The sequence below is a fragment of the Blochmannia endosymbiont of Camponotus pudorosus genome (assembly GCF_059934925.1).
Genome location: NZ_CP011793.1, coordinates 651,044 through 677,092, shown reverse-complemented (window position 1 = coordinate 677,092; position 26,049 = coordinate 651,044). Strand labels below are relative to the sequence as shown.

Annotated in this window: 22 protein-coding genes and 7 tRNA genes; 25 read left to right on the top strand and 4 right to left on the bottom strand. The window is 28.6% G+C overall.

The window, feature by feature from the left end; genetic code table 11:
- Positions 1-425 precede the first annotated feature (425 nt).
- From Bpudo544_RS03065 to pfkA, 5 genes are all read left to right on the top strand, one after another.
- Complete coding sequence (locus Bpudo544_RS03065; RefSeq protein WP_500825300.1) at positions 426-908, top strand: rhodanese-like domain-containing protein; 483 nt, start codon at positions 426-428, stop codon at positions 906-908.
- Between the two features lie 13 nt (positions 909-921).
- The gene (gene grxC / locus Bpudo544_RS03060) at positions 922-1,191 is read left to right on the top strand and encodes a glutaredoxin 3 (protein ID WP_500825299.1); all 270 of its coding nucleotides are present in this window, start codon (positions 922-924) and stop codon (positions 1,189-1,191) included.
- Positions 1,192-1,568: 377 nt separating this feature from the next.
- A complete protein-coding gene (gene gpsA / locus Bpudo544_RS03055) occupies positions 1,569-2,609 on the top strand; it encodes an NAD(P)H-dependent glycerol-3-phosphate dehydrogenase (RefSeq protein WP_500825298.1) in 1,041 nt (346 codons plus the stop codon).
- Between the two features lie 35 nt (positions 2,610-2,644).
- Entirely contained in the window at positions 2,645-3,394 is a 750-nt protein-coding gene (gene cysE, locus Bpudo544_RS03050) for a serine O-acetyltransferase (RefSeq protein ID WP_500825297.1), read from the top strand.
- A gap of 420 nt (positions 3,395-3,814) precedes the next feature.
- Positions 3,815-4,777, top strand: coding sequence for a 6-phosphofructokinase (pfkA, locus tag Bpudo544_RS03045; RefSeq protein WP_500825296.1), 963 nt, complete (start codon positions 3,815-3,817; stop codon positions 4,775-4,777).
- A gap of 32 nt (positions 4,778-4,809) precedes the next feature.
- On the opposite strand, the gene tpiA is transcribed toward pfkA, so the two are convergent.
- The gene (gene tpiA, locus Bpudo544_RS03040; protein WP_500825295.1) at positions 4,810-5,616 is read right to left on the bottom strand and encodes a triose-phosphate isomerase; all 807 of its coding nucleotides are present in this window, start codon (positions 5,614-5,616) and stop codon (positions 4,810-4,812) included.
- A gap of 258 nt (positions 5,617-5,874) precedes the next feature.
- Positions 5,875-6,630, bottom strand: coding sequence for an FAD-binding oxidoreductase (locus tag Bpudo544_RS03035; RefSeq protein WP_500825294.1), 756 nt, complete (start codon positions 6,628-6,630; stop codon positions 5,875-5,877).
- 438 nt (positions 6,631-7,068) lie between these two features.
- On the opposite strand from Bpudo544_RS03035, the gene rpmE reads away from it, so the two are divergent.
- The 19 genes from rpmE (at position 7,069) to Bpudo544_RS02940 (ending at position 23,029) form a co-directional block, all read left to right on the top strand.
- Positions 7,069-7,308 carry a 50S ribosomal protein L31 gene (rpmE, locus tag Bpudo544_RS03030; protein WP_500825657.1) on the top strand — a complete coding sequence of 80 codons (240 nt, stop codon included), beginning with the start codon at positions 7,069-7,071 and terminating at the stop codon, positions 7,306-7,308.
- A 128-nt stretch (positions 7,309-7,436) separates the two neighbouring features.
- Positions 7,437-8,597 (top strand): cystathionine gamma-synthase, encoded by a 1,161-nt coding sequence (gene metB, locus Bpudo544_RS03025; protein WP_500825656.1) that lies wholly within the window; start codon positions 7,437-7,439, stop codon positions 8,595-8,597.
- Between the two features lie 292 nt (positions 8,598-8,889).
- The gene (gene metF / locus Bpudo544_RS03020) at positions 8,890-9,789 is read left to right on the top strand and encodes a methylenetetrahydrofolate reductase (RefSeq protein ID WP_500825293.1); all 900 of its coding nucleotides are present in this window, start codon (positions 8,890-8,892) and stop codon (positions 9,787-9,789) included.
- Positions 9,790-10,130: 341 nt separating this feature from the next.
- Entirely contained in the window at positions 10,131-10,967 is an 837-nt protein-coding gene (gene murI, locus Bpudo544_RS03015; RefSeq protein WP_500825292.1) for a glutamate racemase, read from the top strand.
- Between the two features lie 262 nt (positions 10,968-11,229).
- Positions 11,230-11,302: transfer RNA gene (locus tag Bpudo544_RS03010), tRNA-Ala, on the top strand.
- A gap of 173 nt (positions 11,303-11,475) precedes the next feature.
- A tRNA-Asp gene (locus Bpudo544_RS03005) sits at positions 11,476-11,549 on the top strand.
- Positions 11,550-11,616: 67 nt separating this feature from the next.
- Positions 11,617-11,689 (top strand) — tRNA-Trp (locus Bpudo544_RS03000).
- A 396-nt stretch (positions 11,690-12,085) separates the two neighbouring features.
- Positions 12,086-13,750, top strand: a complete 1,665-nt coding sequence (gene ilvG / locus Bpudo544_RS02995) for an acetolactate synthase 2 catalytic subunit (RefSeq protein ID WP_500825291.1) — start codon at positions 12,086-12,088, stop codon at positions 13,748-13,750.
- Positions 13,751-13,807: 57 nt separating this feature from the next.
- Positions 13,808-14,047, top strand: coding sequence for an acetolactate synthase 2 small subunit (gene ilvM / locus Bpudo544_RS02990; protein ID WP_500825655.1), 240 nt, complete (start codon positions 13,808-13,810; stop codon positions 14,045-14,047).
- Between the two features lie 55 nt (positions 14,048-14,102).
- Positions 14,103-15,026 (top strand): branched-chain amino acid transaminase, encoded by a 924-nt coding sequence (locus Bpudo544_RS02985; protein WP_500825290.1) that lies wholly within the window; start codon positions 14,103-14,105, stop codon positions 15,024-15,026.
- A gap of 108 nt (positions 15,027-15,134) precedes the next feature.
- Positions 15,135-16,991, top strand: coding sequence for a dihydroxy-acid dehydratase (gene ilvD / locus Bpudo544_RS02980; RefSeq protein ID WP_500825289.1), 1,857 nt, complete (start codon positions 15,135-15,137; stop codon positions 16,989-16,991).
- A gap of 35 nt (positions 16,992-17,026) precedes the next feature.
- Positions 17,027-18,577 carry a threonine ammonia-lyase, biosynthetic gene (gene ilvA / locus Bpudo544_RS02975; protein WP_500825288.1) on the top strand — a complete coding sequence of 517 codons (1,551 nt, stop codon included), beginning with the start codon at positions 17,027-17,029 and terminating at the stop codon, positions 18,575-18,577.
- A gap of 63 nt (positions 18,578-18,640) precedes the next feature.
- Positions 18,641-20,122 carry a ketol-acid reductoisomerase gene (gene ilvC / locus Bpudo544_RS02970; protein WP_500825287.1) on the top strand — a complete coding sequence of 494 codons (1,482 nt, stop codon included), beginning with the start codon at positions 18,641-18,643 and terminating at the stop codon, positions 20,120-20,122.
- A gap of 220 nt (positions 20,123-20,342) precedes the next feature.
- Entirely contained in the window at positions 20,343-20,684 is a 342-nt protein-coding gene (gene trxA, locus Bpudo544_RS02965) for a thioredoxin (RefSeq protein ID WP_500825286.1), read from the top strand.
- 352 nt (positions 20,685-21,036) lie between these two features.
- Positions 21,037-22,296, top strand: a complete 1,260-nt coding sequence (gene rho, locus Bpudo544_RS02960; protein WP_500825285.1) for a transcription termination factor Rho — start codon at positions 21,037-21,039, stop codon at positions 22,294-22,296.
- A 203-nt stretch (positions 22,297-22,499) separates the two neighbouring features.
- Positions 22,500-22,573 (top strand) — tRNA-Arg (locus Bpudo544_RS02955).
- Between the two features lie 94 nt (positions 22,574-22,667).
- Positions 22,668-22,740 (top strand) — tRNA-His (locus tag Bpudo544_RS02950).
- 66 nt (positions 22,741-22,806) lie between these two features.
- Positions 22,807-22,892, top strand: a tRNA-Leu gene (locus Bpudo544_RS02945).
- Positions 22,893-22,955: 63 nt separating this feature from the next.
- Positions 22,956-23,029: transfer RNA gene (locus Bpudo544_RS02940), tRNA-Pro, on the top strand.
- Positions 23,030-23,067: 38 nt separating this feature from the next.
- Here Bpudo544_RS02940 and hemD read toward each other — a convergent pair.
- A complete protein-coding gene (hemD, locus tag Bpudo544_RS02935; protein ID WP_500825284.1) occupies positions 23,068-23,826 on the bottom strand; it encodes a uroporphyrinogen-III synthase in 759 nt (252 codons plus the stop codon).
- 47 nt (positions 23,827-23,873) lie between these two features.
- Positions 23,874-24,788, bottom strand: a complete 915-nt coding sequence (gene hemC, locus Bpudo544_RS02930) for a hydroxymethylbilane synthase (RefSeq protein WP_500825283.1) — start codon at positions 24,786-24,788, stop codon at positions 23,874-23,876.
- Positions 24,789-25,186: 398 nt separating this feature from the next.
- Between hemC and dapF the strand changes: the two genes are divergently transcribed.
- Entirely contained in the window at positions 25,187-26,020 is an 834-nt protein-coding gene (gene dapF, locus Bpudo544_RS02925; RefSeq protein ID WP_500825282.1) for a diaminopimelate epimerase, read from the top strand.
- Positions 26,021-26,049 lie beyond the last annotated feature (29 nt).

Here is a 26,049-nt window from a genome sequence, read left to right as displayed (position 1 = left end):
ACAATAATAACAGTTTTTCTCTTAAAGTGGCATAATTCATATTTTTTTCAATAGTAGTAGTTTTAGCGATAAGTTTTTTTTTGCTTGTTCATTATGTTCTCATTCTTGATTTATAGGTAGCATTTTAACTTAACAATTGTTGTTGTTTTCTGTCTAGTGTATATATTTTTTGTCTGTTATGTATTTATTATTATGTTGTTGTTGTTTAATTTAGGTTCAATTTTTTATCTTGCTAGAGTATACGAAGTAGTATCTCTGAATTTGAAGTTTTTTGTCAACTAGTATTATGGAATTGAGTGGTTTTTAATTTTTTACTACTCATCCTTCTATTTTTTATAAATAGAAGGATGAGTAGTAAAAAATTCTTTACTTCTTGTGATTTTAGTAGTAATATTCTCTTTTAGTTTATATGGTTAGGATAGAAGATGTTATCAGATGACATAATGGTATTTGTAGAAAGTCATATAGTGTTGGTTGCAGTGTGGAGTTTTGTTTTTGTTATTGTGGTGTATAATTTCTTAACGGATTGTGTGTTTAGTTATTTTGAAATATCTTGTGAAAAAGCTGTTTTTTTAATTAACACAAGGAATGCAGTAGTTTTGGACGTAAGGAGTTTAGATGAGTATTGGTCTGGTCACATTGTTAATAGTATTAATTTAACGATTAAAGAAATTAAGGATAAGGGGAGTGATGTATCTTTTTTAATGCATAACGGAGAAGTTAGAAAATCTTGGCCATTGATTGTTGTGCATACTATATTTAAGAGATGGTCGGTATTTTTATTAAGGAAATATTTGAATAAGTTAGGATTTAAGGAAGTTTACGTGTTAAAAGGTGGTATTATGAGTTGGAAGAGGAATTTACCTTTGTTATTAAGATCGGATAAGTTTAGTGTAAACAAAGAGTAATGGAAAAGATAAAATGTCGTATAATATAGAGATTTATACAAAAAAAGATTGCCCTTATTGTGTTAGGGCGAAAAATTTTTTGAAAGATAGGTTCTTGAGATTTAAAGAAATTTCTGTTGATGAAGGTTCTTCCAGTTTCAATTATTTAGAAATGTGTAATAGATCTGGAGGTTGTATCACTGTCCCTCAAATATTTATTAATGGACATCATATCGGTGGGTCGGATGATTTGTTGAAACTGAATGACGATTTGGACACTTTAAATACTTTATTAAAGATATAATAATTTTTCTCTATTTTAAAATCTTATTTAGATAGGTATGTGTGTTGAAATTAGATTTGTAGATAGGTTATGTAGAGTAGTTGTATATTTTGGTAGGAAAGAAAGTTTTTTATATTATTGATTTTAATTTTTAAAGTGACGTTAATATAATAACGATTATTTACATTTTTATTAATGCAGATTATTAATAAATGTGATGGTGATCTAATAGTTTTAATAAATACCATTATTCATATATACACTTGTGTAAGTGTTGAAAATTTGCGGTTTTTAAGTAAAAATTGTGTAGGTTAGTTTATTTTATTGAAGTTGTAATAGTTATCAGAATTAGTTTGAAATTAACAGGGGATATTTTTTAAAAAATTTGGTTGAGATAATTGTGTGCTGCTAGTTTTGTACAAAAATCAATTGTTGTTACTGTTATAGGGGCTGGGGCATACGGGACAGCTTTAGCTGTTGCGTTAGCTAAAGGTGGTAATACTGTTGTATTGTGGGGACATAATTCAAAACATATACAGATACTTAAGTTGCATCGATCTAATCCAGTAAATTTGCCAAATATTCCTTTCCCTCCTTTATTATATCTGGAAGAGTCTTTATCGGCAGCTTTAAGTTTTTCTAAGGATGTTTTAATTGCTGTTCCTAGCCATGTTTTTAGTTATGTGTTGATAAAAATAAAAATAAATTTAAAAAATGATATTCGTGTTATTGTTGCATCAAAAGGATTAGAACCGAAAACTGGTCGATTATTAAAGGATGTAGTTGATGATATTTTAGGAGCTGATATTCCTTTTGCTTTAATATCTGGCCCAACTTTTGCTCGAGAACTTGCTGAAGGTTTGCCTACAGCGATAACTTTAGCGTCTAATGATGATAAATTTGGTTATGATGTACAACAGTTATTATTTTCTATCAAAAATCTTCGGGTATATAGGAATACTGATATTATTGGAGTACAGATAGCAGGAGCAGTGAAGAATGTTATTGCTATTGGAGTAGGAATATCTGATGGAATAGGATTTGGAGCTAATGCTAGGACTGCTTTAATTACTCGTGGTTTGGTTGAAATGTCTAGATTAGGCATAGCGATGGGTGCTACTGCCAGTGTATTTGTAGGGTTAGCTGGATTAGGAGATTTAGTATTAACTTGCATTGATAATCAATCACGTAATCGTCGTTTTGGGGTATTATTAGGTCAGGGAATTGATATAAATCAGGCTAAAAAAAAGATTGGTCAAGTAATAGAAGGGATATGTAATGTGAGAGAAATATATAGGTTATCAATACGGTACGGAGTTGTTATGCCTATTACAAATCAAATATATCAAATATTATATAAGAATAAAAGTATTCATGAAGCAGTTTATGCGTTATTGAAACGGACACATGTTGATGAAATGAGTAATTTATCAAGTTAAATAATTAATTGTTGCATCATGATATAAGGGGATATATGTCTGTAAATAAAGTAAATATGATTTGGAATAATATGATACTTGAAGCTAAATCGTTAATGAGTTCTGAACCTTTATTAAGGAATTTTTTATATACATTTTTATTAAAGCATAATAGTTTTAAAGATGCTTTAGTTTTCATGTTGTCTAAAAAGTTAAATAGTTTAGATATAGAGGTAATTGATGTAGTGAGTATATTAAAAAATATATATGATACTGATGGTGATATTGTTACTTCTGCAGCGTGGGATGTTTATGTAATGCGGCTTAATGATCCATCTGTTTCAAAATATATTACTCCTTTTCTTTATTTTAAAGGATTTCATGCATTGCAAGCATATCGTATTACTCATTGGCTGTGGGAAAATAATCGTTTAGATTTAGCTATGTATTTTCATAGTTATATTTCTGTTATTTTTAATGTAGATATTCATCCTGCAGCAAAAATTGGTTGTGGGATTATGTTGGATCATGCTACTGGAGTGGTAATAGGAGAAACTGCAGTGGTAGAAAATAATGTTTCTATAATGCAGTCAGTGACGTTAGGTAGTACTGGGAAAGTCCATGGAAATCGTCATCCTAAAGTTAAACAAAATGTTTTAATTGGAGCTGGAGCTATTATTTTAGGAAATATTGAAATAGGTTATGGAGCTAAAATAGGAGCTGGTTCTATTGTATTACATTCTGTGCCTTCTTATTCTACAGTTACTGGAAAACCAGCTCAATTAGTGTCGGTTAATAATGCATAGTAATTATAGTGTGTATATAGTAACTAATGATTTTTTAAATAAAATATTGATTTATCTACAATAATTTAATTTTAAAAAATTAAATTATTGTAATGAATAATAATTGTTTTTTGATAAGTTGATTGGTTTTTATTTGAGTAAATAATTGAAATATTTGTATCATTGTATTTTTGTGTTGTAGCATGTGATTCTATTTTTAAATAGATTTAAAAATAATATATATTTGTTGTTTTTAGTGAATGGGTTGTCTAAAATAAAAAATAAATTTATTTTTATGATATATTTTTATATAGTATTATGATTGGCAGTATGCGGATAAGAATTGTATGTAAACATGATTTTATGTGGTTATAGGTATAAATATATGATTTTTTATGTAAATAGTGATTGTTAAGTTATAGTTAATTAAGTTGGTTATATATGATAAAAAGAATAGGAGTATTGACAAGTGGAGGGGATTCTCCAGGAATGAATGCGGCTATTCGAGGAGTAGTGCGTATGGGATTATCTGAAGGTTTAGAAGTATATGGCATATATGACGGTTACTTAGGATTATTTCAGAATCGTATGATTTTGTTAAATCATTGTAGTGTTTCAGATATCATTAATAGAGGTGGTACATTTCTTGGTTCTTCTCGTTTTCCTGAATTTAAGAAACATGCAGTAAGAGCAAAAGTCATTGATAATGTAAATAAACGTAATCTTGATGCTTTAGTAATTATAGGTGGCGATGGTTCTTATATTGGAGCGAAAAAACTTAGTGATATGGGCTGTCCTTGTATTGGATTGCCTGGAACTATTGATAATGATGTTGCTGGTACAGATTATACTATTGGGTATTTTACAGCTTTAGAAACAATTATTGAAGCAATTGATAGATTACGGGATACTTCTTCTTCTCATCAACGTGTTTCTATTGTGGAGGTTATGGGTCGTTATTGTGGAGATTTAACTATGGCTGCAGCCATAGCAGGAGGATGTGAATTTATTGTTATTCCTGAATTAAAGTTTCAGGTACAAGATTTGGTAAGTAAGGTTAGATTTGATATTTCTCAAGGCAAAAAACATGCAATCGTTGCTATTACCGAACATATTTGTGATGTATTTGATTTAGCGAAATATATTGAAGAAAAAACTGGAAAAGAAACTCGTGCTACCGTTTTAGGATATATTCAACGTGGAGGAAAACCAGTAGCATATGATCGTATTTTAGGATCTAGAATGGGGGTATATTCAATTGAGTTATTGTTGAAAGGATGTAGCGGATGTTGCATTGGAGTGCAAAATGAAAAGTTAGTATATCATGATATTAATAGAGCAATAAAGTATATGCATCGTCCATTTCGGAAAGATTTCTTTAAAACAGCAAAGAAATTATTCTGAAATTACAATTGTAGTAATCGTAATGATAATTATTAAGGTTTATTACGTATATATTGTTCGATAGATTTTATAATTTTTATAAAAAGATGTGTGTTTAAGGAAGCAGATCCAATTAATAAACCATCAATATCTTTTTGTGAAATAAATTGAATAGCATTACTTACGTTAACGGATCCTCCGTATTGAATTGATATTTGTTTTGAGATGTATGGATCGTGTAAAGCAATATGATTGCGTATAAATTTATGAATTGATTGTGTATATTTGGGACATGCGCTTGCTCCGCTTCCGATGGCCCATATAGGTTCGTAAGCAATAATTGTATTTTTGAATGCTTGAATTCCAATTAAGTTGATAACAGAATCAATTTGTTGAGAACATACCGATTCAGCAACTCCAGAATTGTGTTCTATTTGGTTTTCTCCAATACATAAAATAGGTATTAATCCAATTTTTTTTGAAATGTAAATTTTTTTTGCAATAAACTCATTGTTTTCTTTATGATATATTCTACGCTCGGAATGTCCAATAAGAACATATTGTACTCTTAAATCTTTTAGCATTACCGCCGAGGTATCTCCTGTAAATGCTCCTGATGAGTTAATATCAACATTTTGAGCGCATAATTTGATATGATTATCATTTTGGGAGGTAAAGTTAGGGTAATTATTTAGTAAATAATTACCAGTGAAATCTAAATATACCATAGGAGGAGCTATAGCAATATTGATATATTCAGATTGTACAATTTCTTCTTTAATTAATTCAGATAACAATTTTGTTATTGTGTTTTTAGTTCCGTTTAATTTCCAGTTTCCTATTATTAATGGAGGTTTCATATAATTTTCGTTATTTATAAAAAAGAATAAATATTGTATTCTATATATGTTTATACTTCAATATAGTATAAATATCATTATAAATCAAGATAATTATATAATATCTGTATAATGATGTATTTATGTATTAATTTTAAATATTTATTTTCTATTTGATTAGCGGTAGTAACTTGGATTAGGTAAAAAGTATATTTTTATTATATTGTTTTTGATAATTAATATAATTATCATTAAGAAGGGAATAATATTTATTATCAATTACCAGTATCGTTCTTGAATGATATGCGGAATTTTATTTTCAGGATAATTTTTAATTCCATATTTTTTATATAATATTTGTTTAGTATCAGATATCATATTAGGATTGCCACAAAGCATTATTCGGCTTTTGTTATTGAAATATAATCCTATAGTTTTCTCTAAAATATCGTTTTCTATTAAAATAGGTATACGGCCATATAATGAATTAGGGGATTTTTCTTGACTTAAAATTGTTTGTATAATTAATTTTTTTTTATATAAATCTTTTAATAGTTGCATATTATGTAGATAATTTAAATTTTTGGAGTATTTAGTTGCATGAATTAATATGATTTTTGAGAAATGGTTTAATCTTTTATTTAAGCTATTTAGCATAGATAAGAATGGACTGATCCCTGTCCCTGTAGCAATCATCCAGAGAAAATAACAATCATTAGTAATAGGAATTTTATCTATTGTAAATTGGCCATACGATTCTTTAGAAATTATTATAGTATCTCCAGAAGATAAGGAATGTAATAAAGTAGTTAATTTTCCAGAAATGACTTTTTTAATATAAAATTCTAAGTTTGATTTGTTTGAAGCATTGATATGAGAATACGCGCGTTGTATTACTTTATTATTAATTTTCAATCCAATTTTAGAGAATTGACCCGCGATAAATTTATTAATTTTAGCATTTATAATTATACTAAATAAATCGTCTGTCCAGTGTGTGATGGAAATAATTTTTCCAGGAGTCCATGTAGGCATATATTTTATTTTATTAAATTGATGTTGTATTAAAGAATATAAAATAATAGACAAAGTTGCATGGTAATTAAAATCTGTGATTGCAGTATCACAATGTTATTAATGTATAACATTTATTTTAAATGAATTCATTTTACTAGTTATTTTATTATGCGCATGAATATCATGAAAAAATTACGTTCATATTAAGTAAGTGCAATCATAAGTTACAAAAATAATTTTTTATTTATATGTGTATTCAGTGTAGCATATATGCTATATTAATATGTGTTTAAGCAACGTTGTTATATTTTTTAATAATTTAAATTTAATTAACTTATTAAATAATAGGAATCATTATTGTAAGGATAATTATAAATAGTATTTGATTATTTTACAATTATTATAAATTGATATATGAATAATAATTTTTTAATTATTTTAAGCAGTAGGGAAAAAATGAAAAAAAATATTCATCCACAATATAACTCAATAAAAGCAATATGTTCATGTGGCAATATAATTGATATTCGGTCTACTTTGAAAAATAATATTAATCTGGATGTGTGTAGTGTATGTCATCCTTTTTATACTGGTACACAGCGTATTATAGATACAAGAGGAAGAGTTAATTTGTTTAATAAACGCTTTAATAAGAATAATGATAACGATTTTTTATCTGTATCTGATAGTAATTAAATTATGAGGAAGTTAGTAAATTTTTTATTTTTATGTTATATATAAAAATATGTAATATTGTTATATTATTATATTTAATTAATTAAATTTTTTATTTTATATAAGTGTACTATTATATAATAATGGTTATGAAAATAAATCCAGCAACTATAAGTGTGAGGAGTGGATTAAACAACGATGAGAAACATGGATGTGTTGTACCCCCTATTACTCTTTCCACGACTTATAATTTTTTTGGTTTTAATAAACCGAGAATTTATGATTATTCTAGACGAAGAAATCCCACTCGAGATGTAACCCAGCAGGCTTTGGCTAATTTAGAATGGGGTCAGTATGCAGTAATAACAAGTAGTGGAATGTCTGCAATCTCTTTGGTATGTATGGCTTTTTTAAATTCAAATGATTTTTTAATAGCTCCTCATGATTGTTATGGAGGTACCTATCGTTTATTAGAGTCTTTAGATAAAAAAGGGATATGTAGAGTAAAGTTTATTAATCAATGTGATACAAAATCCACATTAAAGTATTTAAGTAAATATAATCCTAAATTAATTTTTATTGAAACACCAAGCAATCCAATGCTTCGTGTGACGGATATTTCTGCTTTATGTAATTTTAAGGGTAACGGTAGTAATGGGATCATTTATGCAGTAGATAATACTTTTATGACCCCTGTTTTTCAAAATCCATTAAAATTAGGAGCAGATTTGGTAATTCATTCTTGTAGTAAATATTTAAATGGTCATTCAGATGTAATATTAGGAGCAGTGATTACTAATAATGTTAAATTTTATGAAAAATTATCTTGGTGGGCGAATACGTTAGGTATCACTGGCAGTGCGTTTGATAGTTATCAATTATTACGGGGTATGCGAACATTGCTTCCAAGAGTACATCAGCAACAATTTAATACTAAAATTATTATAGATTTTTTTTTAAAGCAATCTAAAATTAAAGTTTTATATTATCCTGGTTTGTTAAATAATTTTGGGTATGAAATAGCTTGTAAACAACAAAAAGGATTTGGATCGATATTCAGTTTTGAATTAAAAGGTTCTGAAAATACATTAATTAAATTTTTAAAATCTTTAAAATTGTTTACATTAGCAGAATCTTTTGGAGGTGTAGAGAGTTTAATTGCTCATCCAGTTACTATGACTCATGCTTCTATGTCAAAAGAAGTCATGGATAAAGCTGGGATAAGTAATATGTTATTGCGTGTATCTGTAGGGTTAGAGGACAGTGTAGATCTTGTTAATGATTTGGATCAAGCATTTCAATCAATTTAATGAAATTAATTTTATATAGATAGTATTTCATATGTAATATGTGAAGTATAATTATTTTTGTAATATATAATAAAATTAATATTCTTATTTAGTCGAGTATAAAAATAAAAAAGGATTTTGATTATTTAATTTTTATAAAATAAGTTATTTGAAATATATTTCTATTTTATTAAATATTTGTCATATTATTATACAATATATATATTATATGTAATGAAATAAATTTTGTTTTATATTATTGTCTATCGTATATTATATATAGTGTTGTATTTTAATAATGAGGGTGAATTGTATGAGTATGTTTCATGCTATTCAGCAAGAAATCTTGAACTGTTATTTAGTTGAATTGCAAGAGAAGATTAGTGTATCATTTGAGTTTTTTCCTCCTAAAAATGAAGGGATGGAAAAAGTACTGTGGGATTCTGTAAATAAGTTAAGTAAATTTCATCCCAATTTTTTTTCAGTAACATATGGAGCTTATTCTGGGAAAAGAGATAATACTAATAGGGTTATTAAAGGTATAAAAAAACGAACTGGATTGCTAGTAGCTCCACATTTGACATGTATTGATGCAACACCTCAAATGTTGCGAGATATTGCATGGGAATATTGGAATGATGATATTCGTAATATAGTTGCTTTAAGAGGAGATCAGATAGCAACAAAATATCCATCATCTATGCATGCTTCAGATTTAGTTGCTTTATTAAGGGAAATAGGAGATTTTGATATTGCAGTAGCTGCTTATCCAGAAGTACATCCAGAAGCTAAAACACCTCAATCAGATTTAATTAATTTAAAAAAAAAAATAGATGCTGGAGCAAATAAAGCAATTACTCAATTTTTTTTTGATGTTGAACAGTATTTAAGATTTAGGGATTTATGTATTTCTATAGGAATTGAGATAGAGATTATTCCTGGAATATTACCAATTTTCAATTTTAAACAGTTGCAACGTTTTATTAGATTTACTAAAGTAAAAATACCGAAGTGGATGTGTATAATTTTTGATGGATTGGATGATGATTTAGATACTCAAAAGATGTTAGGAGCTTCTATTGCAATAGATATGGTCAAACTTTTAGTTAAAGAAGGGGTAAGGAATTTTCATTTTTACACTTTAAATCAATCAGATGTAACATATGCGATATGTCATGCGCTAGGAGTAATAAAAAATAAAAGAGATAAATAAATAAAATGAATGATATTTATATATTTTTATATTCAATAATATTAAAATTATAAAAGACTATGATTAATATGGTTATGATAATTATATAAATAAAATTGGAAATAATTATTGTTAATATTGTATTTGTTATATCGATATTTATATTAAAGATCGATTGATTTTATCAATCAATGATATTACTATATATTTAGTATAGTAATTGATAAAATTATGTAGTTTTTTAATGAATTCTAGAAGAGTGATTAAATTTATGATATGTGATTGATTGCATTGAGTATGTTTTTATTTTTTTTGGTATAAGCTTTTAAATTAGTTAAATATGTTCAATTTTTAATTTCGTGATGTGTTATAAAGATAGTGTTATTAGATTTTCGACTATTTTAATTTTGGATTCAGGGATTGGTGGATTGTTTTTTTATGAAGTAATTCGAAGAATATTTCCGTTTATTAATTATTTGTATTTGATTGATAATAAATTTTTTCCTTATGGAATGCGTTCAGAAAAATTTATTATTCAACGTGCAATATGGATTATAGAAAATACATATAAATATTTTAAATTTGATTTAGTCATTATTGCATGTTGCACCATTAGTGTGTGTGCGCTACGTATACTGAAAGTTATTTTTAGATTTCCCATTATAGGAGTTATACCCGAAGTTCAGTTAGCTTGTAAATATACAAAAAATGGAGTAATAGGATTATTAGGAACATATCGTACTGTAAATAACCAATATACTTTAAATTTGATAGAGCGTTTTGCATATCAAAAAAGTATAATTTTATTAGGGACTTCCAGATTAGTAAAATTGGCTGAATTGAAAGTACATGGGAATTTAATTTCGAAATTAGAGTTGATTAATATCATTTATCCTTGGTTCAGTCTTAAAAAATTTCCTGATACAATAATATTAGGTTGTACTCATTTTTCTTGGTTAAAAACAGAATTACAATCGGTGTTACCAATAACTAGTAATTTAATAGATTCTAGTAATAGTCTTATTGGTTGTATTAAATATTTACTAGATAATAATATTCAAAAAAATAATAAATATTGTTGTCATATGTTTTATCAAAATAAAGCGTATTATACTATGTATACTTCAGATATTATAAAATTACGATCAGTTCTGTTGATGAGTTATAATTTTTTTTCTTTAGAAGAGTTAAAAATATAAGAATTAAATATGTTATTAGATAATTAATAGTAATTTTTATGTGTTGAGGGATATGATGAATAATTTAATATAATATTTCATATTTGCAAAAATGATATTAGTTTTTTATGTTTGACTATTATTGCAGATGGTAGTAATGTTATACTAAGATTATATAGTAATTTTTTAAAGATTGTTAATATTATTGATAATCATGTTTATAATACTATGTTTATATATTGTGTGTTTTATGCCTCTATATTCGTAGAAGTAGTTGTGGAATGGGGCTATAGCTCAATTGGTAGAGCATCTGTTTTGCACGCAGAAGGTTAGCGGTTCAATTCCGCTTAGCTCCATGAATAATAATTTATTGAATAAAATGAAATAGATGTAATTATGATTGCTGAAGAATAGGTGTGTTATAAAAGATGAATATTGTTTTTGTATAGTAATGAAAATAATTATTATCTTTAAAGAGTGCTAGTCTATTCTGTTATGTATCATTTTATTGAATCAAATAAAAAGAGATGGTGCGATAGTTCAGATGGTTAGAATATCGGCTTGTCACGCCGGAGGTCGCGGGTTCGAATCCCGTTCGCACCGTTTTTGTTGTTTTTCCTTTTTATTTAAATATACGAAATATACAAAATATGATTTTTAATATTTTATCAGGGGTGTAGTTCAACTGGTAGAATATCGGTCTCCAAAACCGAGGGTTAGGAGTTCAAGTCTCTTCACCCCTGTTTATGAAATATATAATAAGCTTTATCGTATATGTATGTTATAGGTATATAGGGGAGTATTAATATTGTCGAAAGGGTTAAGGTATAGTTAATGATAATTTTTAGAGCAAAATGAATGTAGTTGAAATTAATGTATTAAGATGTTTATATAATGTAGTAATTAAAGAAGTTAAAGTGTTATTTTATAATATTTTATATGTAATAATTGTTGTAAGTTATATTATTTTTATTTATAAAAGTAATTTTATTCAATATAAACTATTGAACAGTATATAATTTCCATTGTGTTGTACAATTAAAAACAATGTATGATATTGTTGAATTCAAGTGAATAAAATGTATTTATTAATTGTTTGTTTATGTTAATTAAAATTATGATAATAAGAAGAAATTATTATGAATGGAGCTCAGTGGATAATTAAAGAGCTACAGCAGAGAGGAGTAGATGTAATTTTTGGTTATCCAGGAGGAGCAATTATGCCAATATATGATGCATTATTTGATTCTAAAATTAAGCATTTATTATGTAGGCATGAACAAGGAGCGGTAATTGCAGCTATTGGATATGCTAGAGCTACAGGTAAAGTGGGGGTGTGTTTTGCTACATCTGGTCCTGGTGCAACTAATTTGATTACTGGATTAGCTGATGCATTATTAGATTCAATTCCAATAATAGCTATTACTGGTCAAGTTGGATTAGAATTGATTGGCACTGATGCATTTCAAGAAATTGATGTTTTGGGTTTATCATTGGCATGTACTAAACATAGTTTTTTAGTAGATTCTTTAAATACATTACCTAAAATTATTGATGAAGCGTTTAAAATTGCATTATATGGTAGACAAGGTCCAGTTCTTATAGATGTTCCGAAGAATATTCAATTAGCTCATGGTATTTTTTGTAATTTTCCAAAAGAAATCATAAAGAATAAACAGTATGATATATTTAATAATTGTAGTAAAAAACAAGATAATATTGATTTAGCTCGTATATTAATATCTCGATCAAAGTGTCCTATAGTTTATGTGGGTGGTGGAGTAGGAATGGCTGGAGCAGTGTTGTCATTACGGAAGTTTATTTCTAATACCGGCATACCTACTGTGGTGACATTAAAGGGATTAGGGGCTTTGGATTACACTGAAGATTATTATTTGGGTATGTTGGGTATGCATGGTAATCAGGCAGCTAATTTAGCGGTACAACAATGCGATTTATTGATTGCAATTGGAGCAAGATTTGATGATAGAGTTACTGGAAAACTAGAAACTTTTGCTTCAAATGCAAAAATAATTCATTTAGATATTGATTTTGCAGAATTTAATAAGTTACGTACAGCACATGTTTTTATATCAGGCAGTTTAAATGATTTATTATTAGCATTAACTCAATCGTTGTCTATTCAGGCATGGCAAAAACAAATAAAATCATTAAAATTGCAATATCATTGGTCTTATAAATCTTATAATGATAAGATTTCTGCACCGATTTTGTTAAAAACAATTAGTGATAATGCACCTGTTGATACAGTGGTAACTACTGATGTGGGTCAGCATCAAATGTGGGCTGCACAGCATATGCAATTTAGTCGTCCAGAAAATTTTATTACTTCTGGAGGGTTAGGGACGATGGGTTTTGGTACTCCTGCAGCTATTGGAGCTCAAATAGGACGTCCTGATCATATGGTAATATGTATTTCTGGAGATGGGTCATTTATGATGAATATGCAAGAATTAGCCACTATTAAACGAAAAAAATTGCCTATAAAAATTGTTTTGTTAGATAATAAGCGTTTGGGAATGGTTCGTCAGTGGCAAGAATTATTTTTTGATAAACGTTATAGTGAAACTATTTTAAATGATAATCCAGATTTTTTGGCTTTAGCTAAATCCTTTGATATCAGTGGGATGTGTATTTCTCATCAATCTCAAGTGTTAGATGCAGTTAATATGTTATTTTCTTATAAAGGACCGTTTTTATTACATGTATTAATTGATGAAAGTGCGAATGTTTGGCCGTTGGTACCCCCTGGATCTTCAAATGATGCTATGTTAACGCAATAATAATAAAAGGGTTATATACTTAATATATACAGTAGGAATTTAACAGTTATAATGGTGATAATGTATCATTCTTTGTTTATAAAAGCTAGGTTTTGCCCAGAAGTAGTTGAACGTATTCTTAGAGTTACTCGGCATCGTGGATTTGAATTATATGCGTTAAATATGCTTGTGTGTAATGCTGCTACAAATGATAAACAGGTAACTTTATTGTTAACTATAACTAGTGATCGATCAATACATTTATTATTTAATCAATTGCATAAGTTAATAGATATAAATTATATTGAAATTAGATGAATAATAGCTTCAGAAATATGATCGATTGAAATTTATTTTTTGTAGAGTAATAAATATGATTAATAAATCAAATTTTATTTGGATAAACGGAAATATGGTGCCATGGGATGAGGCAAATGTACATGTTACATCGCATGCTTTACATTATGGATCTTCAGTATTTGAAGGAATTCGTTGTTATAAATCATATAAGGGATCAGTGATATTTCGTCTTCAAGATCATATTAAAAGATTAGTTAATTCTGCAAAGATTTATCATATGCCTATTTCTTGGAGTATTCAAGAAATTGTAAAAGCGTGTAAAAAGGTTATTCGAAATAATAATTTATTTGATGCATATATTCGACCTTTAGTTTTTGTTGGAAATGTAGGGATAGAAATTGATCCTATTGCTCAATATAATGCTGATCTTGCTATAATTGCTTTTTATTGGAAATCATATTTGGGAAAGGAATCTTTAGATTTAGGTATTGATGTTATGGTTTCTTCTTGGAATAGAGTTCCAGCAAATACTATTCCTAATTTAGCTAAAGCTGGAGGTAATTATTTATCTTCTATGTTAATTAGCAATGAAGCACATAGATATGGTTATCATGAAGGAATTGGTTTAAATACATATGGTTATATTTCAGAAGGTGCTGGTGAAAATTTGTTTATGATTAAAGATGGTATTATATTCACACCTTCATGTGGAGCTTCTATATTACTTGGAATAACTCGAGATTCTATTATTAAATTAGCAAAGAGTGTTGGATTGGAAGTACGAGAATGCATGTTACCTCGTGAGTATTTATATATAGCAGATGAAGTTTTTATGGTTGGTACAGCTGCAGAAATTACACCAGTGCGCAGTATTGATGGTATACAAATTAGATCAGGGAAGAAAGGTCCTATTACTTCAGAATTGCAGAAATTATTTTTTGGGCTATTTAGTGGAAAGATTAAAGATCAATGGGGTTGGTTAGAACAAGTAAATTAAAAAAATTTTTTAAAAAATTATTATAAATGAATATGTATTAATTTTATAGGAATTTATATATTTAAGTATTGTTTGTTAAATAAGATTATTAATGTGAGATAATAATGTATGCCTAAATATCGTTCTTCTACTACTACTCAAGGTAGTAATATGGCTGGGGCTAGAGCTTTGTGGCGAGCTACAGGTATGACTTCTAAAGATTTTAATAAAATTATTGTTGCTGTGGTAAATTCATTTACTCAATTTGTTCCAGGTCATATTCATTTAAGAGATGTAGGTAAAATAATTTCAAAAGAAATTAATAATAATGGAGGAATTGCAAAAGAATTTAATACTATTGCTATTGATGATGGAATTGCGATGGGGCATAGTGGGATGTTATATTCTTTACCATCTAGAGATTTGATTGCTGATTCTGTAGAATACGTAATTAATGCTCATTGTGCTGATGCTATGGTGTGTATTTCTAATTGTGATAAGATTACTCCTGGAATGTTAATGGCAGCACTACGATTGAATATTCCAACTGTTTTTGTATCTGGTGGTCCAATGGAATCTGGATCAGTACAATTATCTGGAAGTAATAATAATCATATTAAATTAAGTTTAGTTGATGCTATAGTTTCTTCAGCTAATTCAAGTATTTCTAAAATAGATAAAGAAAATATTGAGTCATCGGCATGTCCTACATGTGGTTCTTGTTCAGGGATGTTTACTGCAAATTCTATGAATTGTTTAATGGAAGCATTAGGATTAGCTCAACCGGGAAATGGATCATTATTAGCAACTCATCGTGATCGTAGAAAAATGTTTGTAAATGCTGGTAAAAGTATTATGCAGTTATCTAAATTGTATTACGATGAGGATAATTATTCTGTTTTGCCCCGTAATATAGCAAATAAGTTAGCTTTTGAGAATGCGATGATGTTGGATATTTCTATGGGAGGATCTACTAATACTGTGTTACATTTATTAGCAGCCGCTCAAGAAGGGGAAATACAATTTACTATGAAAGATGTAGACAGGTTGTCTAAAAAAGTACCTTATTTATGTAAAATTGCTCCAAATTCTCAACGATACTATGTAGAGGATTTTCATAGAGCTGGAGGAGTTATAGGTATACTTGGTGAGTTAAATAGTTGTGGTTTGTTACATACAAGTGTGCGTAATATATTAAATCAATCTTTATTAGAAACATTGTCAAAATACAATATTATATCATGCAGGGATGTAACAGTGAAAAAAATGTATGCTGCTGCTCCTGCTGGAATGCGTACGGTTAAAGCATTTTATCAAAATAAAAGATGGAGTGCATTAGATATAGATCGTTGCTCTGGGTGTATTAGAAGTCGTGTTTATGCTTACAATCAGGATGGAGGATTAGCTGTATTATACGGGAATCTTGCTCCAGGAGGTTGTCTTGTAAAAACAGCAGGGATTTCTTCTACAAACTTAAGAAAATTTCGAGGACCTGCTAGAGTATATGAAAGTCAAGAGGAATCTGTAGAAGCCATTTTGTCAGGTAAAATAATTTCAGGAGATGTGATAGTTATTCGATATGAAGGTCCAAAAGGAGGTCCTGGAATGCAAGAAATGTTATATCCTACTTCTTTTTTAAAATCTATGAATTTAGATTTATATTGCGCATTAATTACAGATGGAAGATTTTCTGGAGGAACTTCAGGTTTATCAGTTGGTCATATATCTCCAGAAGCAGCATCTGGAGGTTTAATAGGTTTAGTGCATGATGGAGATATGATCAATATTGATATTGATGAACGTAATATAACATTAGAAGTATCTGATTATGTTATAGAAAAACGTAATGAGTTAGAAGTGAATCGTGGAATAAAAGCATGGACTCCAATTAATAGAAATCGGGATGTATCTATATCTTTAAGAGCGTATGCTAAGTTAGTTACTAGTGCTGATAAAGGAGCTGTACGTGATAGATCTCAATTATAAGGATAATATAAAAAAGAATATAAGTAGAAAAAATAATGAATAAATATGTATTTTCTACTTTGAAAGAAGGTAGTCCATTGTTGTATTTAAAAACTGCTTTACATTCTCATGTATATGAGGTAGCTCAGGTTACTCCACTACAAATTATGGATAAATTATCAAAAAGATTAAAAAATATAATTTTAGTTAAACGCGAAGACAGACAGCCAGTACATAGTTTTAAATTGAGGGGAGCGTATGCAATGCTTTCAAGTCTTACTGCAGCACAGAAGTCTTCTGGAATAATTACAGCATCTGCTGGTAATCATGCTCAAGGAGTAGCTTTTTCAGCTAAATATCTTGGTATTAATTCTTTGATTGTTATGCCTATTAATACTGCTGATATTAAAGTAAATGCGGTACGTCATTTTGGAGGGAAACCTTTGTTATGTGGTTCAAATTTTGATGAAGCTAAAATAGAAGCTGTGCGTTTAGCTGAAAAGCATCATTTAGTTTTTATTCCTCCTTTTGATCATCCACTTGTTATTGCTGGTCAAGGTACTTTAGCAATGGAATTATTGCAACAAGATGCTCATTTAGATCGTATTTTTGTGCCTGTAGGAGGTGGAGGATTAGCTGCTGGAATTTCTGTTTTGATTAAATATCTTATGCCTCAGATTAAGGTAATAGGTGTTGAAGCAGAAGAATCTGCTTCTTTATGTGCTGCTCTGTTAGCTGGATCTCCTGTTTGTTTAAGTACAGTTGGATCTTTTGCAGAAGGAGTAGCTGTACGTCGAGTGGGAAATGAAACATTCCGTTTGTGTAAAAAATACCTCGATGATGTTATCACTGTAGATAATGATGCAATTTGTGCTGCTATAAAAGATTTATTTGAAGATGTGCGAGCTGTCGCCGAACCTTCAGGAGCATTGGCATTAGCTGGAATGAAAAAATATATTCAACAAAATAAGATACGTGGGGAAAGGTTAGCTCATATTTTGTCAGGAGCAAATATTAATTTTCATGAATTAAGATACATTTCAGAGCGTTGTGAATTAGGAGAACAAAGAGAAGCTTTAATGGTAGTTACTATTCCAGAAAAGAAAGGCAGTTTTTTAGAGTTTTTTAAAATTTTGGAAGGTAGGTCAGTAACAGAATTTAATTATCGTTATAGTGGGGCTAGTAGTGTTTGTGTTTTTATAGGAATACTTTTGAAAAATGGTTATTATGAAAGAAATTGTATAGTACAAAACATTTTAAAGTATGGTTTTTCGGTTATAGATGTTTCTGATAATGAAATGGCTAAATTACATGCTAGATATATGGTAGGATCTTCTCGTTCGTTATATTCTTTGCATGAACGAATTTTTAGTTTTGAATTTCCAGAATTCCCTGGAGCTTTGTCAAAATTTTTAAATACTTTAGGTAATAAGTGGAATATTTCTTTGTTTCATTATCGCAATCATGGCACTGATTATGGTCATGTTTTAGCAGGGTTTGAATTAACTGATCAGGAATTTAAATTTGATCGATATTTATCGCAATTAGGATATGCATATCGTGATGTTACGACTAATCCAGTATTCGAGTTTTTGAAGACTAATTAGAGCAATATTATTTAATATTTTATTAATGAATTTTAGGGTAGTTAATAGAGGTTTTACATTATTATGAGTAATTATTTTAATAGGTTAAGTTTTATAAATAAATTAAAACATTTGGGAAAATGTCGATTAATGAATCAAAGTGAGTTTTCTAGAGGAATTCAATTATTGGTGTCTAAGAAAATAGTGATAATTGGTTGTGGATCTCAAGGATTAAATCAAGGTTTAAATATGCGTGATTCTGGTCTAGAAGTTATGTATGCTTTACGTTCAGAATCTATTACCAAAAAGACAATATCTTATATTAATGCGGTACAGAATGGTTTTATTGTAGGCACTTATGATGAATTAGTACCTGATGCAGATTTTATTATTAATCTGACACCAGATAAGCAACATGATTTTGTTATTCAGCAGATAGAACCTTTAATGAAATATAGATCGATCTTAGGTTATTCACATGGTTTTCATATTGTAGAAATTGGCAAGAAGATTCGTAAAGATATTACAGTGATTATGGTAGCTCCAAAATGTCCTGGAACAGAAGTTCGTCAAGAATATAATAGAGGTTTTGGAGTGCCTAGTTTAATTGCTGTACATGAAGAGAATAATATGTATGGTATAGGTATAGAAGTAGCTAAATCTTGGGCTTTTGCATTAGGTAGTCATAGAGCTGGAGTATTAGAATCATCATTTATAGCGGAAGTAAAATCAGATCTTATGGGAGAGCAAACTATTTTGTGTGGGATGCTTCAAGTTGGATCGATTTTATGTTTTGATCAAATGGTTAAGTATGGTATAAATTCAGCGTATGCAGGAAAATTAGTTCAAAATGGATGGGAAGTAATAACTGAAGCATTAAAACAAGGTGGTGTTACATTAATGATGGATAGGCTATCGAATTTTTATAAATTGCGTGCTTTTGAATTGTCTGAGCAATTAAAGAAAATTTTGAGACCGATTTTTGAGAAACACATGGAAAATATATTGACTGGGATTTTTTCTAATGAAATGATGTTAGATTGGAAAAATAAAGATTTTAATTTATTAAGTTGGCGTGCAGATACTAGGAGATTGTTGTTTGAACAAGCGCCTATATATGATAAGAAAATTCCGGAACAGGTATATTTTGATTATGGAGTTTGGATGGTAGCTATATTGAAAGCAGGTATAGAATTATCTTTTGATATTATGATAGAATCTGGGATCAAAGCAGAATCTGCATATTATGAATCATTGCATGAATTACCTTTAATAGCTAATACTATTTCCAGAAATAGATTATATGAAATGAATATGATAATTTCGGATACTGCAGAATATGGGTGTTATGTATTTAGTAATACTGTTCTTCCTATTTTAAAGAAGGAGTTTGTATCGCTTTTGAAAGAGGAAGATTTAAATATAGTTAATGGTAATAATTCAGTTATTTCAATTAATAATATTATGTTGCGTGACGTAAATAATATGATACGGAATCATCCTGTTGAAAAAGTTGGAGCATATTTAAGAGGTTATATGAAAAATATGATAAGTTTAGAGTTTTAAGTAATGGTAAGAGTTTGATGATTTTATTATTATAAATTAATTGATTTGAATATGAATTTGATGTTGTTAGATTAGTATTAATAATTAGGAAAGTTATTGTGTGTTTTTAAATATCAATAATGATATTTTTCATGTTGTAAATATTTTTTATAATTATCTTATATAAGATAATATATTCAATATTAAAGATGATTAATAAATAATAATAGGATAAAATTAAATGAATCAAAAAATATTATGTCTAACGGATGCTAATTTTGCAGAGCATGTTTTAAATTCTATTGATACTAAAAGTAATATTTTATTTTTAATTGATTTTTGGGCAGAGTGGTGCAATCCTTGTAAGATGATTGCTCCTATTTTAGAAGAAATAGCTGTTGAGTTTGACAGTAAAGTACAGGTGTCAAAATTAAATATAGATAATAACCCTATAATTACCAAGAAATATAATATTAGAAGTATTCCTACTTTATTGCTTATTAGAAGTAACGAAATTTTAGCTACTAAAGTAGGTTTAGTATCTAAACAACAATTGTGTGATTTTATAAATACATATGTGTGATTATATTTTTAATATTTTTGAATAAAATTATCCATAGTGTAGTAGACGTATGCTATAGATTAAGATACAATGTTTCCTTTATGCTATAGTTTTTATTGTATAAGTATACTAAATAAGTAGTACGGTTAGGATCGTATGTAGATAATTGAGTATATAAGGCTTTTGAATGGTTACTGTTATTTTAATAGCCAAATATTATTTATATTTATAATGATGTTTTTATCTTCTTTTGATAAAAAGAAGAATTAGAGTGAATTTGATAAAATACGTTATAATCAGCATGTACTGTTTGCATGATATGCATATCTTAAAATCAATAGTGTAAATTGTCTCAAATTAAGAATCCACTATTATGAATCTTACTAAATTAAAAAATATACCAGTGTCTGAATTGGTTAAGCTTGGGGAAAATATGGGTCTAGAAAATTTAGCTCGTATGAGAAAACAAGATATTATTTTTGCAATTTTTAAACAGCATGCTAAAACTGGAGAAGATATTTTTGGAGATGGAGTATTAGAAATTTTGCAAGATGGATTTGGGTTTCTTCGTTCTAGTGATAGTTCATATTTAGCAGGACCGGATGATATTTATGTTTCTCCTAGTCAAATTAGACGTTTTAATTTAAGAACTGGAGATACTATTTCTGGTAAAATACGACCGCCAAAAGAAGGGGAACGTTATTTTGCTTTGTTAAAAGTGAGTGATGTCAATTATGATAAACCAGAAAATGCGAGAAGTAAGATTCTATTTGAAAATCTTACTCCATTACATGCTAATTCCAGATTGCGTATGGAAAGAGGAAATGGATCAACAGAGGATTTAACAGCTAGAGTGTTAGATTTAGCTTCTCCTATTGGGAGAGGGCAAAGAGGGTTAATAGTAGCTCCTCCAAAAGCTGGTAAAACTATGTTGCTACAAAATATTGCACAAAGTATTAGTCATAATTATCCAGATTGTGTGTTAATGGTATTATTAATTGATGAAAGACCTGAGGAAGTGACTGAAATGCAACGTTTGGTTCATGGAGAAGTTATTGCATCAACTTTCGATGAACCTGCTTCTCGTCATGTTCAAGTATCAGAAATGGTTATTGAAAAAGCTAAAAGATTAGTAGAACATAGGAAAGATGTAATTATTTTATTAGATTCTATTACTCGATTAGCGAGAGCTTACAATACTATAGTTCCTGCGTCTGGAAAAGTGTTAACTGGAGGAGTAGACGCAAATGCTTTACATCGTCCTAAGCGTTTCTTTGGAGCTGCTAGGAATATGGAAGAAGGGGGAAGTTTAACTATTATTGCTACTGCTTTAATTGATACTGGATCTAAAATGGATGAAGTGATTTATGAAGAGTTTAAAGGAACAGGAAATATGGAATTACATTTGTCAAGGAAAATTGCTGAAAAACGCGTTTTTCCTGCTATCGATTATAATAGATCTGGAACAAGAAAGGAAGAGTTGCTTACTACTCATGATGAACTTCAAAAAATATGGATTTTACGTAAAATAATTCATCCTATGGGTGAAATTGATGCTATGGAATTTATGATGAATAAGTTGTCTATGACTAAAACTAATGATGAGTTTTTTGACATGATGAAGCGTTGTTAATATAATAATCGTTAAAATTATTTATATGATGTAGAATTATATTTCTGTGGGTTATGTGTTTTTTATATTTTTGTTTAGGTTTTAACAGTTTAAATTAGGTTATTTTTATTTTTAAGGTTTAAGTAAAATATTTTAAAGAGTGCTTTTAACAGAACTTTTATATGAGAGAGATGTGTTTTCGTAAAGATATAATTTTCAGACAAGCGTCCGTGGCTTAAATGGATAAAGCATTGCTTTCCGAAGGCAAAGATTTCAGGTTCAAATCCTGTCGGGCGCATTTTTATTTTTATGGTGGTTTGTACATGTAGATGAGTAAAATTAAAATAGTTTACTTAAAATTGATAATAATCATGAATATTATAATAAAGAAGGTGATTGTAGCTCAGTTGGTAGAGCCCTGGATTGTGGTTCCAGTAGTCGTGGGTTCGAATCCCATCAGTCACCCATGTAAAATTATTTTTTACAAATAAAATAATTAATAGTTTTGACTCATAAAGTTAGTATGCATTAGCGAAGGTGGCGAAATAGGCAGACGCATTAGCTTCAGAGGTTAGTGTCTTGATAAAGACGTAAGGGTTCAAATCCCTTCCTTCGCATTTTCGTTTGAATAAAGTAAAAAAAGTAATTATATTGTGAATAATAATACTTTTTATTATTTTCGGCGAGTAGCGCAGTTTGGTAGCGCGTCTGGTTTGGGACCAGTAGGTCGGGGGTTCAAATCCTCTCTCGCCGAAAATAATACCTCTTTTATTAAAAGATAATAAGGTTGTTTTAAAAAGGATGTTTAAGTGTATTAAAAATAGTGTTATTATTTGCTGAGTTAGTTATAATTATGTTTTTTTTATTCCACCCTAAATTTTTTGCTAGATTTGCTAATCGAGTGCTTACAACGATTAATTGACATTGTGTTAACCATGTGTTTCGATAGCATTGAGGAATTAAATAATACAGTTGTGTTAACATTTCTTTAGTGGTGATTACTATAGTAGTAATGTTAAGAGTTGACATTAAATTAAATTGTTCTTGGCCGTTGTATTTGACAGGATTTCTAGTATAACATTCACAAGATAATACCAATGCACCTCTTTTTTTCAGGGTGTTTTTTAAGATAGTTCGTCCATTATTACCTTTTAAAATAAGAGCTCGTCGTCCAGAAATATTTTTTATTAATTCTGGAAGTTGTAATAAGTTTTCACTAGTTTCTTCATTATGTGGATATTTAGATAGAATTCCTGATAATGTATACATTTTTAGACTAGTTTTTGCTCCAATAGAATAATACGTTATTGTAGAAGGCCAATGACCTCCTGTTTTTATTAATTCGAAATGAGCATATTCAACAGCATGTTGAGATAAAAGAAATAAAAAGTCTCCTGTATTGAGTAAGTTTAAATATTTTTTTATCATCGATAAGGTTTGACCAGAAGAAAAATAAATTAATGGCAAATGATGAGCGGACTTTCCAATGGAAAGTAATTTATTTACTAGTTCTTCTCCATCAGGGGAAGGTCGAGTTACTAGAATATTCATAAAAATTTTTATTTTGTAGAGTTATAATTAATTTTTATAATTTGATATTAAGTTTGAGTAATTTTTTTAAATTGATTTAGTAAATCTTTAGCAAGAGCTAACCCTAATTGTTCTGCTTGACTTAATGGAGCATTACCTTCGGTTCGAATAATTTTACTACCATCAGGTAAGCCTATAAGAGCTCTTAACCATATTTGGTTATTTTTAATTTCAGAATAACTAGCGATTGGTAGTCGGCAATAGCCTTCTAAGTAAGTAGTAACTGCTCGTTCTGATTTAATTCGTAAAGAGGTTTCTTCGTGGCATAAAGGAGATAGTAAAGATATAGTACTAATGTCATCTATACGACATTCTATAGCGATGGCTCCTTGACCCATTGCTGGCAATAAATCTTCTGGATCTATATATGTTTTTATGTATTTTGTTAAATGTAGTCTATTTAATCCAGCTACTGCTAAAATTATTGCATCATATTGTCCATGATGTAATTTTTTAATTCTTGTATCTATATTTCCTCGTAGATCATGTAATATTAAATCTGGATATCTAGCTCGAATTTGACATTGTCTTCTTAAGCTAGATGTTCCGATTATACTACCTGGAGGGAGTTTAGTGATATCTGAATATTTGATACTAATAAAAGCATCTCTTGGATCATTACGTTTGCATAATACTGGAAGAATTAGTTTACTAGGTAGTGATGTGGTTATATCTTTCATAGAATGCACAGCAATGTCTGCTTGATTTTTAACTAATGCATATTCTAATTCTTTGATAAACGCACCTTTTTTAATTTTGTTTTTTAAAACAAAATTAAAAAATTTATCTCCTGATGTTACAATAGGTATCAATTTTGTTTTTATATTTGGATAAAAACGTTTTAATTCATTACAAACATATTCTGCTTGACAAATAGCTAATCGACTTTTCCGAGTAGCAATTCTTAAAATTTTAGTATTCATAAATATAATTATATTACGAATGTATGTTGAAATACTATATTTTATTTTTAATTATTATAACTATATACAATATATGTATTAATTCATATAAATGCTATTAGGAATATAATTGTAAAGGTTAAATATTTTTTATTTAGGTGAATAATTGATTATATATGCAATAGTTAGAATTAAAAATGTATGGAATAAAATAAATTAGGTATATATTTGAATATATATATATTATAATTTATGAAATTAAATATAATGTGGTAATATACTATGTTTTTTTGTAATTTTAATTTATAGATATATATTATAATATTACATAAATGAATATTAAGGTGTTAAGAAATAAGATAGTATATATTATCATAGTTTATTTTTTGGTTTAATTTAATAGTATTATATGAGGATATATGCAATTTTCAAAAATGCATGGGTTAGGTAATGATTTTGTCATTGTTGATTCTATTACTCAAAAGGTTCATCTTACTTTTGACACGATTCAATGGTTATCTAATAGACATCGTGGTATTGGATTTGATCAATTATTGACAGTAGAACCTCCATATGATCCTACTATTGATTTTCATTGTCGAATTTATAATGCAGATGGATCAGAAGTATATCAGTGTGGCAATGGGATACGTTGTGTTGCTAGATTTGTATATATGAAAAGATTAACTAATAAACAAAACATTAGGATTAGTACTAATTCTAAAAATATGTATGTATCTATTATAGATGATAATTTTGTATCTATAGATATGGGGGAACCAATATTTGATCCGAATAAAATACCTTTTGTTTTTTCTCAATATCAAAAAAATTATATTTTGTATTTGCCAACACAAACAATATTATGTGGGGTAGTTTCAGTTGGTAATCCACATTGCATTGTTTTAGTGGAATCTATCCAATCAATTTCTGTGGATACATTAGGGTTTGCTTTGGAAAATCATCATTGTTTTCCTAAAAAATCTAATATAAGTTTTATGAAAATTATTAATATGGAGAGCATTGAACTTCGGGTATACGAACGTGGAGTAGGCGAAACTCAAGCTTGTGGTAGTGCTGCGTGTGCAGCCGTTGCTTTTGGAATACAGCAAGGATTATTAGTACAACAGGAACGATCAGTACAAGTATCTTTACCAGGAGGGAATTTATTTATATCTTGGAAAGGTATAGGTCATTCATTGTATATGATGGGCCCTACATCATATATATATGATGGATGTATTTATTTTTAAAATAATTTGTAATATTAATTATTAATTTA